Raw genomic sequence first — 18,416 nt, 5'->3', positions numbered from 1 at the left:
AATCAGTGCTCTTTTTCTATTTTACAAATCTAATTGATCTAAACTTAAGTTTCCGCCAGAGATTAGGAAGCATACGGCTTCGTCTTTGTTTGGTTTGAATTTACCTTCTAAAATTGCTCCGATTCCAATACATGATGATACTTCGGCTAAAATTTTACCTTTTTCTAGAAGTAATTTTTGTGCTTCAATCATTTTTTCATCTGAAACTGTAATTACGTCTTCTACATACTTCTGTATGTATGGAAAAGTAACCGCTCCTGGTTGGTTTACTACAAGTGCGTCTGCTATTGTTGATACAGATTTTACTTTAACCCGTTTACCTGCTTTTAAACTCTCTGATTGTCTAGGAAGTTTTGCGGGTTCTAATCCGATGACTTTAATATCACTATCAGATTCACCAATCGCAGTTGCGATTCCACCAAGCATACCACCGCCACTTGTTGGAACAAGTATGTAGTCTAAATCCACACCAGTATTTAGAATTTCTAAAGCCATCGTACCTTGACCGGCCATGATAAGTTCATCGTCGAACGGTGGTACGATTGTCATTCCGCGTTCTTCAGCTAACTTATCCGTAACTTCGAAACGTTCTTCCACATCGCAGAATACCATTTCTGCACCATGCTCTTTAATTTTACTTTTCTTAAACTCAGGAGTTGTATGTGGAGTCACAACAACGGCTGGAATTCCAAGTTGTTTAGCTGCATATGATATCGCTTGTCCATGGTTTCCACTCGATGAACAAATGATTCCTCTGTTTAATTCTTCTTCAGATAAACTTAAAATCTTATTCATTGCACCTCTCATCTTGAATGAATTCGTGACTTGAAGGTTCTCTAATTTCACATAGACTTTTGTACCTAAGATATCTTCTAATGAATGGTTACGGATCATAGGCGTCTCAATTGTGTGATCCTTGATGCGTTCTTTTGCGTCTTTAAAATCATTTAATGTTAATGTCATATTGCCACTCCTCTTAGATATGTACTTAAGTCTATGATACAACATTTACTTAAAAACCAAATACAAAATATCTTGAACTTAACTTCAAATCTATATATCATTAATAAGACGTATGTGAATGGAGGAATAGTATGACGGAAGTTACACGTACATATGATGTTACGATTAAAGGTCTTGATAAAAAAGGATCTGGTACCGCAACAATTCGTCGTGAAGAAATCACAGGTAGAAACAAGAACTTAAAGGTGAGTGTACCTGAAACCTTAGTAGGCGAAGAAGTTAGAGTAACTGTACCAAATGCTTTAGGTCGTAGACGTGCAAATATATTACCAGATGAAATATTAAAGCCACATCCAGAAAGAGTAGGGCCAGAGTGTCCGCATTTCGAATTATGTGGGGGGTGTGTGTGGCAACACTATAGCTACGAAGGTCAGCTTAAAGAAAAATACAACAGTATCGTGAAGTTTTTAGAACAACATGATTTTGATACAAGGGTTGTGAATCCAGTTATCGGTATGAATGAAGATCCATGGCATTACCGTAATAAAATGGAGTTTACGTTTGGTAAGAATGGTGAACTTGGACTTCATGAACTTGGAAACTTTAGAAATGTGATTGATTTAGAGACATGTTTAATTGCAGGTAAAAATATGACAGCAGCAATGTTGATTGTGTCAGAATGGGCGAAAAGACATGAGTTACCAGGTTATAACAAAGATACAAATGTTGGTTTAATGAGACATTTAATGATTCGTGAATCACAACTCACTGGAGAAATGATGGTTGCGTTATTTACAACAGATGACCCAGAGAATCACAAAGAAATATTAGATGAATTGATTGAATCACTGACAACACAGCTACCACATATTGAGAGCATCATGTGGATGAAGAACACAGATATTGCAGACCGTGCACAATCTGAAGACACGACAACACTATATGGCCGTGATTTTATCTATGACGTGATGAGTGGCTATAAATATCGCGTGTGGTTTGATACGTTCTTCCAAACGAATCCAGTGCAAGCACAAAAACTTGTAGAACTGGCGATAGAAATGGCAGATGCGAACGAAGATATGAAGATGATTGACCTGTTCTGTGGAGTAGGGACATTCAGTTTACCATTTGCGAGTCGTGTGAAAGAGTTAGCTGGAATTGAGATTGTAGAATCGTCGATTGAATCGGCGAAGAGAAATGCGAGAGATAATGATATAGATAATACGTATTTCTTAGCACAAGACGCGAGACGTGGAATGGATAAGGTGCTAGAAGAGTGGGGAACACCTGATTTAGTACTTTTAGACCCACCGAGAAGCGGTGCTGGTGGTAAAGTGATGCGTAGAATCGGAAGACTGCAGACGGATAAAGTCGTTTACGTGTCATGTAACCCAGAAACATTCGCAGAAGACATTGTGTGGTTAAGAGACTTTGGATATGAACTCAAAAAGGTACAGCCGGTAGACTTGTTCCCACATACAGTGCACTGTGAAATTGTGGCGTTATTGTCTAGGGTGGATGAATAGGAAGAGTTGAAGTGTTGATAGAATAAGGTTTATAGGGTTTCGCTGAAGTTTATTTTGGATGGATAAACGAGCGGAACCCTTTTTTATTGGCTTTAGATGCCCTGAAAATCAGGGTTGACATGGAGGTTCCGGTTGGATAAGCCACCCGAAATCATTCAAAAGTAAATTTTGAAAAGACTCAAATGATGGGAAAATTATATATTGTCTACGGATCAAATTTAAATCTAGAGCAAATGGCAAACAGATGCCCAACTGCGAAATTAGTAGGAACAAGTGAAGTAAAGGACCACACACTCACTTTTAGTGGGCCACACTTGCATGCTGTGGCAACGGTTGAACCGTGCAACGGGAAAGAGTTCCAGCCCTTGTGTGGCAGATTACGCCCAATGACGAAAAAGCACTCGATCGGTATGAGGGATGGCCCTATCTATATAGAAAAGAAATGATAAAAGTTAAAATCGATAAAAAGACCGTCAACGCAATGGTCTATATTGTGAATGAAAGTAAACCACTTGAACAGCCAAGTTGTTTCTATTACTCAACTATTTTAGAAGGTTATCAAAGTGCAGGATTTGATGTCGAATATTTACGTAGAGCAGTTGAGAATTCATATAAAAAAGACGGTGTTACTTTAGAAAACGAATCTAATGGAGGGAAATTAGTGTAGTCCGAATAATATGATAATATACAAGCAAAGTTGAACACACTAGGTGAATGGAAAATACCAAAAAAGGACTGCCTAGATGGCAATCCTTTTTATTAAATGCTAAGGAATTTGTCACTTAGTTATTAAACAATTTATAGCTATTAAATACTGATAAAAATTGTTCGAAGTTAATGTTCCTTAAATCCTTTATTTTTGCATAACTTAAGGCTTTATTAAACTGGTTTTTAGTAAATAGTTCTCTTTGATGGGTGTCTTTTTAACATAATTAAAGAACTATTAATTTTAGGTTTTGGATGAAAGTATTCTTTAGGGATTTTACTTAATATGGATATATCTACTTCAGTCATTAAAAGTAACGCTAGAGAACGATTTGTATTGAGTAGCCTTTTAGCAAATCCTTCCTCGACTATTAAGTAACTAACTGTTGCATTACTTTCAAAGTGTTCTGTTGTTTGGGAACTTGAACTGTAATATATCCTTATTTATAATTCGAAAATTATCGTAATTTGTAACTTTATTTTGTGTTTGAATACATAAATTTGAATCTATCTCGATAGCTGTTACATAATTACATTTTTGAACCAGTTCTAGTGTGAAATGGCCTTTTCCTGAACCAATTTCAAAAACATTATCATTTCTATTTAATTCTAAATTACTCATAATTTTATTTATATGTCGTTTCGAGGTAATAAAGTTTTGACTAAATTTTATCTCTTTTTTGTTCATTATAACCCACTCCAATGTGGTTATAATGAATTTTCTATATTAACAATTCATTATAACCAATTATTTTTCATTGTTAAACCTAAAGTTATTTTAACACATAAATTGTGAATTAAACAGTGAATATTGTTCTGCAAAAGGGTACAGATTGTGGAACAATTAAATAGATGTCTTAAGCTCAGATAGCAATCTGGGCTTTTTTGTCGTGCAAAACTTTATAAATTCATTTAGTTTTTTTATTTGCTAAGGGGGTGGTTATAATTAGAAAGCTAGAAATTTATAAACCAACAATCTTTAAAGCTGAACAATCTTACTACGATAAGGATGCTGCTGATATGGCGGTGAATTTTATTAATTGTTTAAAGCATACAAAAGGTGAATGGTTCGGAAAAAACTTTGACTTGATAGATTGGCAGGAGCAGATTATTCGAGATGTATTTGGAACGATGAAGCCGAATGGCTATCGCCAGTTTAATACTGCCTATATTGAGATAGCCAAGAAACAAGGAAAGTCAGAACTTGCCGCTGCGGTTGCCTTACTTTTAACATGTGGTGATTTTGAACATGGTGGAGAAGTGTATGGATGTGCTGCGGATAGGCAACAAGCATCGATTGTATTTGACGTTGCTGTCGACATGGTGGAACAATCACCTGCACTTAAAGCACGATTTAAGCCAGTCCTTTCACAAAAACGATTGATTTATAAACCTTTGGGGAGTTTCTATCAAGTGTTATCTGCAGAAGCTTACACAAAACATGGATTGAACGTTCATGGGGTCGTGTTTGATGAACTTCACGCTCAGCCGAACCGAAGGCTATATGATGTTATGACTCATGGTTCAGGGGACGCAAGGAAACAACCATTGTACTTCTTAATCACAACAGCGGGAAATGATCAACACTCGATTTGTTATGAAGTACATCAAAAAGCAAAAGATGTACTTGAGGGAAGAAAAATAGATCCTACCTTTTATCCTGTTATCTATGGTGCAGAGGAAGATGATGATTGGACGAATCCTGAAGTTTGGAAGAAGGCAAATCCATCACTAGGAATTACAGTAGATATTGAAAAGGTCGAACAAGCATGTGAAAGTGCCAAACAAAACCCTGCTGAGGAGAACTTGTTTAGGCAGTTACGATTGAATCAGTGGGTAAAACAATCTGTCAGATGGATGCCAATGGAAAAGTGGGACAGATGTGGTTTGCCAGTTGACCCTGAAAGTTTAATTGGTAGAGAGTGCTATGCGGGACTCGATTTATCATCGACAACTGATATAACCGCATTTGTCTTAATCTTTCCACCAGAATATGAAGATGATAAATATGTGATATTGCCATACTTTTGGATACCAGAAGAAAATATTAGACAACGTGTGGATAGAGACAGAGTACCTTACGATGTGTGGGAACAACAAGGTCACATGCTAACAACAGAAGGAAACGTTGTTCACTATGCTTATATTGAAAAGTTCATCGAAGAATTAGGAAAGAAATACAATATAAAGGAAATAGCATTTGACCGTTGGGGTGCTGTTCAGATGACGCAAAACCTCGAAGGATTAGGCTTTACTGTAGTTCCATTTGGACAAGGTTTTAAAGATATGAGCCCATCATCAAAGGAATTAATGAAATTAACATTAGAAGAAAAACTTGCTCATGGTGGACACCCAGTTTTACGTTGGATGATGGATAATATTCATGTTCGAACGGATCCAGCTGGAAACATTAAACCAGATAAAGAAAAATCAACAGAAAAAATTGATGGTGCGGTGGCAACAATTATGGCACTTGACCGAGCAATAAGAAGAAGCGGAACAAGTGATTCCGTTTATGATGATAGAGGATTGATTGTGTTCTAAAGTTAAGGAGGTGATATTCATATGCGGTGGTTTACAAATTTGTTTAAAGCAAGAGACAAACCACAAAACTATTCATTTGGGAGCAATTATAGTTTTTTCTTTGGAAATTCTAGTAGTGGAAAATCTGTTAATGAATTTACAGCAATGCAAATGACTGCAGTATATTCATGTGTACGGATATTAGCTGAAGCTGTAGCTGGTTTACCTCTGCACTTATATAAATACACAGATACAGGTGGCAAGGAAAAGGCAATATCCCATACCTTATATTTTTTACTTCATGACGAACCAAATCCTGAGATGAGTTCATTTGTGTTTAGAGAAACATTAATGACTCATCTTTTATTATGGGGAAATGCGTATGCGCAAATTATTCGAAATGGAAAAGGTGAAGTTATTGCACTTTATCCACTTATGCCAAATAAAATGTCAGTCGAAAGAGATGCAAGAGGTAACTTGTATTATTTATACACAAAAACATTTGATGAAATGACTGGTTCAGAAAAAACAACTGTTGCATTAAAAGCTGAAGATGTACTTCACATACCCGGACTTGGTTTTGATGGTTTAGTTGGATATTCACCAATTGCGATGGCAAAAAATGCAGTAGGTTTGGCAATGGCCACCGAAGAATACGGAGCAAAGTTTTTTGCTAATGGGGCAGCACCGGGAGGGGTTTTAGAACATCCAGGAACTATCAAAGACCCACAAAGGGTAAAGGATAGCTGGAATAAAGCCTACCAAGGTTCTAGTAATGCCCATCGAGTCGCTGTATTAGAAGAAGGTATGAAGTATCAACAAATTGCAATTGCACCTGATCAGGCTCAGTTTTTAGAAACAAGAAAATTTCAGATTAACGAGATAGCTCGAATTTTCCGAGTGCCGCCTCATATGGTAGGTGACTTGGAAAAGTCGAGCTTTTCTAATATAGAGCAACAATCGTTAGAATTTGTTAAATACACACTTGATCCATGGGTTATTCGGTGGGAACAGGCAATAAGTCGAGCATTATTTACGAAAAGTGAAAAGAAAGCATACTTTGTGAAATTTAATGTGGATGGATTGCTTAGAGGTGATTATGCTTCACGAATGAGTGGCTATGCAACAGCGAGGCAAAATGGTTGGATGAGTGCTAATGACATTCGTGAACTTGAGAATTTAGACCGCATACCGGATGAACTTGGAGGAGATTTATATTTAATCAATGGGAATATGACAAAACTCCAAGACGCGGGTGTGTTTGCGAAGAAATATGAAAAGGAGGAAGCCGAAGATGAAGAAGTTTTGGAACTGGACAAAAAACGATAAAGCCGACAAGCGAATACTTCATTTATACGGAGCGATAGCAGAGGAAAGTTGGTTTGATGATGAAGTAACACCATCTGCTTTTAGGGAAGAACTCATGCAAGGCAAAGGTGATATCGAAGTTTGGATTAATTCTCCGGGGGGTGACTGTATTGCAGCTGCACAAATTTACAACATGTTGATGGAGTATCCAGGCGATGTCACCGTGAAAATTGATGGAATTGCCGCATCGGCAGCTTCTGTAATTGCTATGGCAGGCACTGAAATTCAAATGTCACCAACATCATTAATGATGATTCATAATCCATTTACCATCGCAATTGGAGACAGTGAGGAAATGAAAAAGACTTTGCATATGCTTGATGAAGTGAAAGAAAGCATAATTAATGCCTATGAAATCAAAACAAGTTTATCAAGAAATAAACTATCAGAATTAATGGATGCAGAAACATGGCTTAATGCACATAAAGCAATTGAACTAGGATTTGCGGATGGATTGATGTTTGCTAATGAAAATCAAGATAGTGCGGTAGAGAATAGTTTTGTTTTTAGTAGACGAGCAGTCACAAATTCTTTAATGAATAAAATAAAAAAACCACAATTAAAACAATCAGTTGATCCGCTTTATGAGCGGCTTAATCTATTGAAATATTAGGAGGAAATCAATATGAATAAAATTTTAGAATTACGAGAGAAAAGAGCAAAAGCATGGGAGGCTGCTAAAACTTTTTTAGATACTAAACGTGGAAGTGATGGTTTGGTATCGGCTGAAGATGCACAGATGTATGATCGTATGGAAGAGGATATTATGAATTTAGGAAAAGAAATTCAACGTTTAGAACGGCAAGAGGCTTTAGATGCAGAATTAAATCGTCCAATAAATACACCTATCATTGGAAATCCATCTGTTCCAGGAATGGAAACAAAGAGTGGACGAGCTTCTGAAGGTTATACAAAGGCATTCTGGAATGCGATGAGAAGTAAAAATCCAACACAAGAAATTATGAACTCACTATCAGTGGGAACAGATTCAGAAGGAGGATTTTTAGTTCCAGATGAATTCGAGCGTACACTTGTACAGTCATTAGAAGAAGAGAACGTATTCCGAAAACTTGCTAAGATTGTAAAAACGTCCAGTGGCGATCGTAAAATTCCAGTTGTCACTACTAAAGGTTCAGCGGCATGGTTGGATGAAGGAGAAGAATTTGAAGAAAGCGATTCAGTGTTTGGACAGACTTCAATCAGTGCTTATAAGTTAGGTACAATGATTAAAGTTTCGGATGAACTATTGAACGATAGTGTATTTAATTTAGAGAATTACATTTCAACTGAATTTGCTCGAAGAATTGGAGCAAAAGAAGAAGAAGCGTTTCTTGTCGGTGATGGAGCAGGAAAGCCGACTGGAGTGTTTCATGATACTGGTGGTGCAGAATTAGGAGTTACTGCCACATCAGCAACAGCTATTACTGCAGATGAAATTATTGACTTAGTTTACTCTTTAAAAGCACCATATCGTAAAAATGCTGTATTCATTATGAATGATGCAACAATAAAAGCAATTCGAAAATTAAAAGATGGTCAAGGTCAGTACTTATGGCAACCATCACTAACTGCCGGTACACCAGATACGTTATTGAATCGTCCAGTATTCACTTCAGCTTATGCACCGACTATTGAAACGAAAGCAAAGTCTATTGCCTTTGGTGATTTCGGATATTATTGGATTGCAGACAGACAAGGTCGTTCATTCAAGCGTTTAAACGAACTTTTTGCAACAACAGGGCAAGTTGGTTTCCTAGCAAGTCAACGTGTCGATGGAAAGTTGATTTTGCCAGAAGCAATTAAAGTCTTACAACAAAAATAAATAAAGGAGTAGAATGCGATGGGGTATAACGCTAAGAATTATACGGAACAAGGCGGAGAAAAAACGGTTATTGGCGGGGAACTTGTTATTGAAGAAGGGGCAAAGGTCACTGGCCTTCCTTCTTCTTCAAATGAAAAAATGGCAAATCAATCTGATAGTACAGCAGAAACAATAGAAGACTTAGTTGCGGATTTTAATGCATTACTATCGAAACTAAAAACATCTGGTTATATGTCAGAAGAATAAAGGTGGCGAAAGTGATGACATTACTAGAAAAAGTAAAGGCTAATTTAATACTCCAACATGATAAAGATGATGCTTTAATAGAAATGTACATCACTGCCGCCATTTCTTATGCAGAGAGTTATCAACATATTAAAGAAGGCACATATTTAGATGAGAATATGCCCGCGACAACGGAACAAGCGGTTATCATGTTGGCATCACACTTTTACGAAAGTCGAGATGGCAGTACAGGTGGATTTTTCGCAGATAGCGCACTTGCTGGAGAGCAAGTTTGGAAAACAGTCAACCTTTTATTAAGGCTAGATAGAGATTGGAAGGTATAGCGTATGAGTTTTGGTAAAATGCGTACATTTATCGATATCGTAACACGTGAAATTGTAAAAGATGAAGAGTCTTTCAGTGAAGAAACCGATAGAATCCTAGCATCTGTGACAGCATACAAAGAAGAACGCTTTGGTAGTAAGACTTGGGCAAATAGGGCAGCCTTTTCTGAAGCGAATGCGTTATTTCGTTTTAGAAACATTCCCGATTTAACCATTAAACCGAAAATGTTTATTGTATGTGATGATGGGCGATATGAAGTAGTAAGCGTTGATAATGTGAAAAATAGAAATATGTATATCGAGGTTTTAACAAAAAAGGTGGTGGCATCAGATGGCTAAAGTTAATATTAAAATGCCAGAAGAATTCTTGATGAAGATTTCAAGATTGGGAAGTAAAACAGATGAAATCGTTCCGAGGGTTCTTGAAGCAGGTGGAGAAATTGTATTAGATAAAATGAAGTCTAATTTAAGCTCGGTTATTGGGAAGGACACAAAACTTCCGAGTAGATCAACTGGTGAGTTGGTATCTGCATTAGGAGTATCACCTGCCTTAGTTGACCGAAGAGGAAATCATAATGTTAAAGTAGGGTTTAATGAACCACGTAAAGATGGGGTTAGCAACGCTAAATTAGCTAATATAATCGAATACGGAAAATCGGGTCAACCTGCAAAGCCATTTTTAAAACCAGCAAGAAGAACATCAAGGCAACCTTGTATGGATGCGATGATTAAAAAATTGGAAGAAGAAGTGGAAAGCATATGAATGTATTAGCCGAAGTAACTCAAATTGCGGAACAATGTGGTATTCCAGTTGAAACAGGTATCTTTTCAGATACTGCTCCTGATTTATACATTGTAATCACACCAATCGTTGATATGTTTGAATTACATGCAGATAATATTCCAAAGTATGATGTACAAGAAGTTAGGGTTTCGTTGTTTTCAAAAAAGAATTATACATCAATAAAAAATACCTTAGTCCGCACTCTTTTGGGTGCGGACTTTGTTATTACCGACAGAAGATATATTGGTCACGAAGATGATACAGGTTACCATCATTTAGCTATTGATGTAGCAAAATATTATGAATTTGAAATGGAGGAATGATTTATGGCGACTATCGGGCTTGATAGGCTTTATTATGCAAAAATAACAGAAGGGGAAAACGGTGATGAAACCTATGAAACTCCTAGTCCTTTAGCAAAAGCTATTAGTGCTGAATTATCTGTTGAATTAGCTGAGGCAACTTTATATGCAGATGATGGTGCGGCTGAAGTGATTAAAGAATTTCAAAGCGGAACACTATCGCTTGGTATTGATGATATTGGTGTGGCGGCAGCTAGTGATTTAACTGGAGCAACAATTGATGATAACCATGTATTAATATCTACAAGTGAAGATGGTGGAGATCCAGTTGCGATTGGTTTTAGGGCGAAAAAGGCAAATGGAAAATACCGATATTTTTGGCTATACCGAGTGAAGTTTGGTATTCCAGCAACAAACCTTGCAACAAAAGGGGATAGTATTACTTTCTCTACACCAACAATTGAAGGTACGGTATTACGAAGGAACAAGCTTGATGGGCAAGGAAGGCACCCATGGAAAGCTGAAGTGAGTGAAGGTGATGATGGAGTAAACCAAGAAATTATTACAGGCTGGTATAGCGAAGTGTATGAACCAGTATTTGCTGCGGGGACTGAAGGATAAAAGGAGCGATCAATTATGACGAATGAAAGAAGTGCTAAGATTACGATTGGTGGTTTGGACTATGAATTAATCTTAACAACAAAAGCGACAAAGGAAATTGCAAAAAGGTATGGTGACCTTGAAGATTTAGGTGAGAAGTTAATGAAAGCTGAAAATTTTGAAATGGCTTTAGACGAGATTGTCTGGTTAATTACCCTGCTTGCCAATCAAAGTATCTATATCCATAATCGATTAAATGAAGAAAAGAAAGAGTTGTTAACGGAAGATGATGTGGAACTGTTAACATCACCTGTTGAAATGGCAACTTTTAAAGATGCAATTATGGAAGCAATGTTTAAAGGGACAAAACGCTATATTGAGTCGGAGGAAGCCGATACAAAAAACGAAGTGGTCGAGTAAATGATGAAGAAATGTTTGCTCGACTTATTTATTATGGAGTTACACAGCTAAAAAGGACTGAAGAAGAAGTATGGTTGATGCCTATTGGCCATTTGCTTGATCAATGGGAAATCCACAAACAATTCACAGGTCTTACAAAACCTAAAAATGAACTATCCATTGATGACATCATTCCTTATGGAATTTAGAATATTTATTGACTGTGATATACTTTTTACTATAAGAGTGGATAGTTGAAGTATTCATCAAACAATTATATTAGATGTTATTTTGAAGGGAGTTCTTGTATGGATAAATTAAAGCAAATATCTGACTGGATAATATCACAAGGTGCAGAAATAGCACGAGATGTTTTAGAAGAGAAATTAAAAGAAGCATATGATCAAGGACGATTAGACATGTATAACGAACAAGTTGACGATACATTGGATAACATACTTTTTAATACTAAGCGGAACATTAATATCGAGAAGAAAAAGCTCCAAGAAAAGAATTTCTATAATAAACCTTCAGAAGAAGATGTAATCAAAATGCGAGCTTACGAATATTTAATTGAGAACCTTGGAGAAATAATAAAAAACTATAAAGAGAATTAAATATTTTTACATTCTGAGAACATGAATTTGAGAGCAATCAATAGATTGTTCTTTTTTTTATGCTTATTTTTAAAGGAGGTGGCAGTATGGCAGACAATTTTGGGCTTAAAATTGGTGTTGAAGGAGAACGTGAATTTAAGAAGTCGTTACGTGAGATAAATCAAAGCTTCAGAGTGTTAGGCTCAGAAATGAAATTAGTGACATCAGAATTCGATAGAAATGATAAATCTATTAAAGCAATAACCGCAAGAAATGCAGTATTGAATAAAGAAATTGATGCACAAAAGGAAAAAGTATCAACACTAGAAAAGGCTCTTGCCAATGCTGCTGAATCCTTTGGAGAAAATGATAGAAGAACACTTTCTTGGCAAACCCAGTTAAATAATGCGAATGCTGAGTTAAATAACTTAGAACGTGAACTGAAGGACTCACAAGAAGAAGTAAAGAATCTTAATCGAGAAAAAGTAGAAAAACTTGTGAATGGTTTAAAAACAGCGGGTGATATTGCAGGTAAAGTATTAGTAGCCGGTTTAAAAGCAGCGGCTGCGGCAATGGCCGCAATTGGAACTGGGGCAGTCGCATCAGGTAAGTTTATAAAGGACTCTTTAAATGTTTATGGCGAATATGAAGATGCCATGAAGCAAGTTCAAGCAACAATGGGACTTACAGGCGAAGAAGGGGAAGAAGCCTTTAGTAAATTATCTCAAGCAGCAAAAGATGCGGGAGCAACTACACGTTTCTCGGCATCAGAATCAGCCGAAGCATTAAATTATCTAGCTTTAGCGGGATATGATACAGAACAGGCGATTGGTGCATTACCTGGTGTGCTTACCCTTGCAGCTGCGGGTGATATGGATTTAGCAAGGGCATCTGACTTGGTGACAGATTCCATGGCTGCCTTAGGTCTTGAAATCGCTGATATGGATCTGTATATGGACAAAATGGCAAAGACATCACAAAAGTCCAACACAGATGTACAGCAATTAGGTGAAGGTATTCTTGTTGCAGGAGCAACAATGAAAAATGCTGGCCAAGATTTGGATACTTTGAATGTGATGTTGGGAGTCCTAGCAAACCGCGGGATAAAAGGCGCAGAAGGTGGAACGAAACTTAGAAACATCATTATGTCTTTAACATCTCCCACTTCAGCTGCTGCAAAAGAATTAGAAGGTCTGGGCATAAGCGTCACTGATTCATCAGGGAATATTCGAGATATGAACGACATATTTACTGATTTAAATAAAGAACTTGATGGATTGTCAGAAGCAGATAAAATGAACGCATTAAGTAATATTTTCAATAAACAAGATCTAGCGGGCGTTAATGCATTACTATCTGGAACTGGCGATGAGATGAATAACCTATATAAGGAACTTGAAAATGCTGATGGTGCCGCACAGCAAATGTCGGATACCATGGAAAGTGGTTTAGCAGGTTCAGTTCGGAGTCTAAAGTCAGCTTATGAAGGACTACAAATCGTTATCGGAGAACAGTTTGCAGAAATGGCCCAAGGGGCAGTTGGTGATGTGACAGAATTAGTTCGAGATATAACTGAAATATTAAATGATGGATTTCAAGAAGGTGATATTACCGCTATAGGCGAGAGAATATCATCTTTTTTAATTCAAGGAATTAATCGAATTACAGAGTATATCCCGGGTGCCATTGATATGATAGCCACAATGCTAACAGAGCTGGTGAATGTATTGGTAGAACTTTTGCCTACTTTACTGCCACCTTTATTAGAAGGTGCGATTGCTTTATTAACAGGAATTATTGAGGCGATTGTAGGGAATATCGAGCCGTTAGTTGAAATGGTCGTATATTTAGTAACAACTGTTGCGGAATTTATTATTGAAAATTTACCTATTTTAATTGAAGCGGCCATCCAAATTGTTATCGCATTAGCGAATGGGATAGCAGGTGCCTTGCCACAGCTAATTCCAGCGGTTATAGATGCAATCATTTTAATTGTAGATACGTTAATCAATAATTTAGGACAAATATTAAATGCGGCTCTTCGAATTATTATGGCTTTAGCTGAAGGTATTGTTGCAGCTTTACCTAGATTGATAGCTGCCTTACCACAAATAATAAATTCCATTATTAACTTTATTACCTCAAACTTACCGATGATTATCGATATGGGGATCCGTATCATTTTGCAATTAGTAGTTGGCATAATTAAAGCTATACCTTCCCTGGTCGCTGCTTTACCACAAATTGTGATGGCATTAATTACGGGAATAGGAAAAGCAACAATTGCAATTGTCGAAATCGGTCGAAATATTGTACGTGGTCTTTGGGATGGAATTGCCTCCATGGTTACTTGGATCAAAGATAAAATCAGTAATTTTGTAGGTGGAATTGTAAGTGGAGTAAAAGGTTTACTTGGTATTAAATCTCCATCAACTGTATTTGCTGGTATTGGTGATGATATGGCTCAAGGTTTAGGGGTTGGTTTTGATAAGGCAATGAGTCAAGTTTCTGAGGATATACAAGATGCAGTTCCGACAGATTTCGACATTCAATCAAACATGAATGTAGGGGCAAACGGTATTACAACAAGTCAAGATGGATATGGATCCTTAATTACAATCCAACAAATGATTGTCAGAAGTGAAGATGATATTAGAAAAGTTTCACAAGAATTATATAACTTAATTCAAACAGGGTCTCGAGCACAAGGGAGGTTCGTGCCAAGTTAGAAAGGAGTGGGATGAATGGGGTTTACATTTGATGGCGTTCATTCGAAAAACATGAAAATCACTGCAAGAATTGTTAGTTGGCAAGTTTCTCCCGCTCCTAGAAATGCATTTGAAGTTATACCTGGTCGAATGGGAATTGCCGATCTAGGTTCAGATACATCAGAAAAATATATCAAAGTCATTTGTAATATTTTTCCGCAGCATTCATTTACCGAAGTAATTCATCTATTGGATGATGTAGCTGAATGGTTGAACCCTAATTTAGGATTAAAACAATTAGTGCTAGACGATATTCCAAACAGATATTTTTTAGCACGTTTAGTAGAGGAAGTGGATTGTGAGCGAATTTTAAGAAGTGCAGGTTCATTTGAACTGACATTTGTATGTCCAGATCCTTATGGATATGCGATTACAGATGAGCAATTTACGATTAATTCTACTGGTAGCCATGTAGTTGATAGGGAGTTAGGCAATATAGAATCTTTCCCGATATATCGAATGAAAGGAAATATCAGTAGTTCAAGTTCAACATTTTTAACGGTTACCACAAATGGTGAAAGTTTAAAAGTTAATGGACCATTATCATCAAATGAAATATTAATCGTTGATAGTGGATTACTAACTGCAAAAATAACAGATACAAGTGGAAATACGGTTCGGAATGGTTTATCTGTTTTAGATGAGTTAAATTTTCCAGTTTTATATCCTGGTAGTAATGAAATAAAAGTAAATGGTACAGGAGCAGCATTTACGGAACTTCATGTATTAAGTCAAAGTAGATGGAGGTGATTTTATTATGGCGATTAAATCGGTTGTAACATCTCAAACAGATTTTACTGGTGAGTTTCCGATTCATGATGAAACAGTTGCATTATGGCGTTTTAATGAATCACAACCAAATGCAAGTAAGCTGATAGATAGTGGCACAAATAATCATCATTTTACTATATCAAATTGGTCTGGAACATCTGCCAGTTTAGTGGCAGGGAAGTTTGGGCGATTTTTCAGGCAGAATATTGTCAATCCAACAAGTGAAAAGACATATCTTACCGCTACCAATGATGGCAGCTTTTTTACTGATTTAGGGGAGAAAATTGTTGTCGGTGGCTGGATAAATCCAACAACCTATTCAATCGGTCAAACATTTATTCCTATATTTAGTACAAGAAATGGACCAGGACAACCAATCCTGTATATTTCGTTATATCAAGGAAGACTACGATTAATGCTTTATAACAATGCAGGGACATTAATTTATGATACATCCGAGACACCAAGTATTAGCTTTGTAAATAATGGTTGGTATTTTATCACAACAATTATTAATAGGACTGATAAAACAATTCAAAACTTTATCGGTGATAGGTCGAATGGGGCAACTTGGCAATCACCTGTAAGAAATTATACAGGTGTATTGAATGAAGAATGTACCGCTGACATTGTCGTGGGTATGTTACAAGATACGTATTACTATGCTGGTGGTTTTGATGATTGGTTTTTTGAGAAAGATTCAAAGTTAACAATGGAAGATATACACTTACATTTTAAATCTTCTATTCAAGCAAATGGTGCAGATAGTGCATCCCAGGTAGATGCATTAACGGAACCTGGTGCTGTTATTTTAAAGCAAGAAGATAACAAGTATCCAAGTAGTGGTGTACTCTATACAGTACCTAAAAAGTGTAGTTTAGGTGGCAATGGTAGAGTTTCAGTAACTAGTGAATATATTGCTGGAACAACTGCGATTAGTTTAGTAGAAACATCCACATCAGATGACCTTGAGGATTGGACTTCGTGGCAAACAATTGGACCAACAGGTGAATTAATTTCACCTAATAGAGCCTATATCCGCTATCGCATTACTTTAACGACAGAAGATGAAACGAAAACACCGAAACTAATAGAAGTTATATTGCATGATATCCCAAAACCTGCCTATGAAAAACTTGGATTTGCTAGGCCTGTCGTTTTGGATAGTAATGGAGCATGGGATGCAGTTTTAGAAAATGCGTTTGATGTCATTGTTACAAGTGAAATTAATGGTGCTGACATCTTAGAGTTTAAGATTCCTTTTCATGATTTAAAAAGGGAAAGTATTGAAAACGAAAAACAAATTCAAATCGTAGACGATGTGTATCGCATACGAACGATAACGGATGAAAAAAGTCAAGAAGGTAATATCATCACTCACGTATATGCAGAAGCAGATTTTTATGACTTAGCTTTTAGTACGGACAAACAGCCTATTGAATTTAATGCAGATACTGCTGATGTCCCGATGAAATATGCGTTAGAAGGAACGGAGTGGTCTGTTGGAAATGTGAATGTAACTACAAAGCGGACGTGGGAATCAGAGGAGAAAAATGCATTATCTATATTACGAGAAGTGCAAAATATCCATGGTGGAGATTTAATTTTTGATAGTGCGAATCGTTTAGTTCATTTACTGACATTTGGCGGTAAAGATAGTGGTGCGTTATTTAGCTATAGAAAGAATATGAAAAGTATTCAAAGAACAGTGGATACAAGAAGTTTAGTGACAAGATTATACGCATTCGGTAAAGATGGCATGACATTTTCATCTATCAATAATAACAAAGCATATGTAGAAGATTATAGTTTTACATCGGAAGTTCGAATTGCAACACTTGATGCCTCATCATTTAGCAATCCTTATCAAATGTTAGAGTTTGCAAATATGAGGTTAGGTCAATACGCAAAGCCAAGAGTGTCTTATGTTTTAACTGCTATGGACTTATCCGTACTAACAGGTTATGAACATGAAGAGTGGGATCTAGGAGATATTGTTACCGTTAACGATAAAGAATTAAATTTACAAGTGAAGACTCGTATCGTACGCAGGCAGTACAATTTGCAAGAACCATGGAAAACAGTGATTGAATTATCGACAAAATTAAAAGAATTAGGTGATTCATCAGCCCAGTGGGATAAGGCTGCAGATATGCTACATGACACAGATGTGCTTGATCGGCAGGAAATAAAAGATTTAGTACCGTTTAACCATTTAAGAAACTCCAGAGCAGATGATGGATTTACTTACTGGGTGAATTCTGGTTTTAATGTTGATACGAATAATGGTGCAAGCGGTGATGCATCTTTTAAAGCAGAAGGTGTTTTGGGAATGACGAAATCTATGTATCAAACCGTATATCCAGCAAATCGAAAGAATTATACTATATCCGCACAAATTGGTTCTGAAAATCTAGAGAAAGGGCCAAATGGGCAAGTAGGGATTGAAGTGGAAATTGAATACGAAGATGGATCGATTGAAAAGAGAATTATTGATTTATATTAGAGGTGTTTGAAATGGTTTTTTTTACTCAAACTGCACATGCAATTACTCCAAAAGGATCTGGGAAAATTAAGAAATTAACAATTCGATTATTTGTAAAAGATTGCACTGGGACAGTGTATTTTACAGATATTCTTTTGCAAGGTGGCTCAATCGCTACTGGGTGGGTTGGGCATGTATCAGAAATAAAGTGGACTCTTGATGGTTAGGTGATTCG

20 protein-coding genes and 1 pseudogene are annotated in these 18,416 nt (G+C 36.6%); 19 read left to right on the top strand and 2 right to left on the bottom strand.

Annotation, left to right across the window (positions count from 1 at the left end; all coding sequences use genetic code 11):
• Positions 1 to 21: 21 nt before the first annotated feature.
• The gene (locus IEU51_RS08370; protein ID WP_186088513.1) at positions 22 to 963 is read right to left on the bottom strand and encodes a threonine ammonia-lyase; all 942 of its coding nucleotides are present in this window, start codon (positions 961 to 963) and stop codon (positions 22 to 24) included.
• A 131-nt stretch (positions 964 to 1,094) separates the two neighbouring features.
• Here IEU51_RS08370 and rlmD point away from each other — a divergent pair, with 131 nt between their 5' ends.
• Entirely contained in the window at positions 1,095 to 2,489 is a 1,395-nt protein-coding gene (gene rlmD / locus IEU51_RS08365) for a 23S rRNA (uracil(1939)-C(5))-methyltransferase RlmD (protein ID WP_186088514.1), read from the top strand.
• Positions 2,490 to 2,829: 340 nt separating this feature from the next.
• Entirely contained in the window at positions 2,830 to 3,156 is a 327-nt protein-coding gene (locus IEU51_RS08360; RefSeq protein ID WP_229713930.1) for a gamma-glutamylcyclotransferase family protein, read from the top strand.
• A 115-nt stretch (positions 3,157 to 3,271) separates the two neighbouring features.
• On the opposite strand, the pseudogene IEU51_RS08355 reads toward IEU51_RS08360, so the two are convergent.
• Positions 3,272 to 3,882, bottom strand: a pseudogene (locus IEU51_RS08355) (rRNA adenine N(6)-methyltransferase family protein).
• A 257-nt stretch (positions 3,883 to 4,139) separates the two neighbouring features.
• Here IEU51_RS08355 and IEU51_RS08350 point away from each other — a divergent pair.
• The 17 genes from IEU51_RS08350 (at position 4,140) to IEU51_RS08270 (ending at position 18,408) form a co-directional block, all read left to right on the top strand.
• On the top strand, positions 4,140 to 5,738 hold the full coding sequence (locus tag IEU51_RS08350) for a terminase large subunit (RefSeq protein ID WP_186088603.1): 1,599 nt from the start codon (positions 4,140 to 4,142) through the stop codon (positions 5,736 to 5,738).
• A gap of 21 nt (positions 5,739 to 5,759) precedes the next feature.
• The gene (locus IEU51_RS08345) at positions 5,760 to 7,046 is read left to right on the top strand and encodes a phage portal protein (RefSeq protein WP_186088515.1); all 1,287 of its coding nucleotides are present in this window, start codon (positions 5,760 to 5,762) and stop codon (positions 7,044 to 7,046) included.
• Positions 7,012 to 7,698: a head maturation protease, ClpP-related gene (locus IEU51_RS08340; protein WP_186088516.1), complete on the top strand. Its 687-nt coding sequence runs from the start codon at positions 7,012 to 7,014 to the stop codon at positions 7,696 to 7,698. The genes IEU51_RS08345 and IEU51_RS08340 overlap by 35 nt, the downstream gene beginning before the upstream one ends.
• A 12-nt stretch (positions 7,699 to 7,710) precedes the next feature.
• On the top strand, positions 7,711 to 8,907 hold the full coding sequence (locus IEU51_RS08335; RefSeq protein ID WP_186088517.1) for a phage major capsid protein: 1,197 nt from the start codon (positions 7,711 to 7,713) through the stop codon (positions 8,905 to 8,907).
• 18 nt (positions 8,908 to 8,925) lie between these two features.
• Complete coding sequence (locus IEU51_RS08330; RefSeq protein ID WP_061114370.1) at positions 8,926 to 9,153, top strand: hypothetical protein; 228 nt, start codon at positions 8,926 to 8,928, stop codon at positions 9,151 to 9,153.
• A gap of 14 nt (positions 9,154 to 9,167) precedes the next feature.
• Positions 9,168 to 9,476: a head-tail connector protein gene (locus IEU51_RS08325; RefSeq protein ID WP_061114369.1), complete on the top strand. Its 309-nt coding sequence runs from the start codon at positions 9,168 to 9,170 to the stop codon at positions 9,474 to 9,476.
• Positions 9,477 to 9,479: 3 nt separating this feature from the next.
• Positions 9,480 to 9,815 (top strand): head-tail adaptor protein, encoded by a 336-nt coding sequence (locus IEU51_RS08320; protein ID WP_061114368.1) that lies wholly within the window; start codon positions 9,480 to 9,482, stop codon positions 9,813 to 9,815.
• Positions 9,808 to 10,239 carry an HK97-gp10 family putative phage morphogenesis protein gene (locus tag IEU51_RS08315; RefSeq protein WP_061114367.1) on the top strand — a complete coding sequence of 144 codons (432 nt, stop codon included), beginning with the start codon at positions 9,808 to 9,810 and terminating at the stop codon, positions 10,237 to 10,239. Before IEU51_RS08320 ends, IEU51_RS08315 begins: the two co-directional genes overlap by 8 nt.
• Positions 10,236 to 10,583 (top strand): hypothetical protein, encoded by a 348-nt coding sequence (locus IEU51_RS08310; protein WP_061114366.1) that lies wholly within the window; start codon positions 10,236 to 10,238, stop codon positions 10,581 to 10,583. Before IEU51_RS08315 ends, IEU51_RS08310 begins: the two co-directional genes overlap by 4 nt.
• Before the next feature lie 3 nt (positions 10,584 to 10,586).
• The gene (locus IEU51_RS08305; RefSeq protein ID WP_186088518.1) at positions 10,587 to 11,183 is read left to right on the top strand and encodes a major tail protein; all 597 of its coding nucleotides are present in this window, start codon (positions 10,587 to 10,589) and stop codon (positions 11,181 to 11,183) included.
• Between the two features lie 15 nt (positions 11,184 to 11,198).
• Complete coding sequence (locus tag IEU51_RS08300; protein ID WP_186088519.1) at positions 11,199 to 11,582, top strand: hypothetical protein; 384 nt, start codon at positions 11,199 to 11,201, stop codon at positions 11,580 to 11,582.
• 11 nt (positions 11,583 to 11,593) lie between these two features.
• Positions 11,594 to 11,770: a hypothetical protein gene (locus IEU51_RS08295; RefSeq protein ID WP_186088520.1), complete on the top strand. Its 177-nt coding sequence runs from the start codon at positions 11,594 to 11,596 to the stop codon at positions 11,768 to 11,770.
• A 99-nt stretch (positions 11,771 to 11,869) separates the two neighbouring features.
• Positions 11,870 to 12,178: a hypothetical protein gene (locus IEU51_RS08290; RefSeq protein ID WP_186088521.1), complete on the top strand. Its 309-nt coding sequence runs from the start codon at positions 11,870 to 11,872 to the stop codon at positions 12,176 to 12,178.
• An 86-nt stretch (positions 12,179 to 12,264) separates the two neighbouring features.
• A complete protein-coding gene (locus tag IEU51_RS08285; protein ID WP_186088522.1) occupies positions 12,265 to 14,886 on the top strand; it encodes a phage tail tape measure protein in 2,622 nt (873 codons plus the stop codon).
• A 15-nt stretch (positions 14,887 to 14,901) separates the two neighbouring features.
• Positions 14,902 to 15,675 (top strand): distal tail protein Dit, encoded by a 774-nt coding sequence (locus IEU51_RS08280; protein WP_186088523.1) that lies wholly within the window; start codon positions 14,902 to 14,904, stop codon positions 15,673 to 15,675.
• Between the two features lie 7 nt (positions 15,676 to 15,682).
• Positions 15,683 to 18,202 (top strand): phage tail spike protein, encoded by a 2,520-nt coding sequence (locus tag IEU51_RS08275; RefSeq protein WP_186088524.1) that lies wholly within the window; start codon positions 15,683 to 15,685, stop codon positions 18,200 to 18,202.
• An 11-nt stretch (positions 18,203 to 18,213) separates the two neighbouring features.
• Entirely contained in the window at positions 18,214 to 18,408 is a 195-nt protein-coding gene (locus tag IEU51_RS08270; RefSeq protein ID WP_123317351.1) for a hypothetical protein, read from the top strand.
• Positions 18,409 to 18,416: the final 8 nt, after the last annotated feature.

It is taken from the genome of Phocicoccus schoeneichii, assembly GCF_014635565.1.
GTDB classification, from domain to species: domain Bacteria; phylum Bacillota; class Bacilli; order Staphylococcales; family Salinicoccaceae; genus Phocicoccus; species Phocicoccus schoeneichii.
The sequence above is the reverse complement of the archived record's forward strand: the minus strand, read 5'-3'. Positions and strand labels throughout refer to the sequence as shown.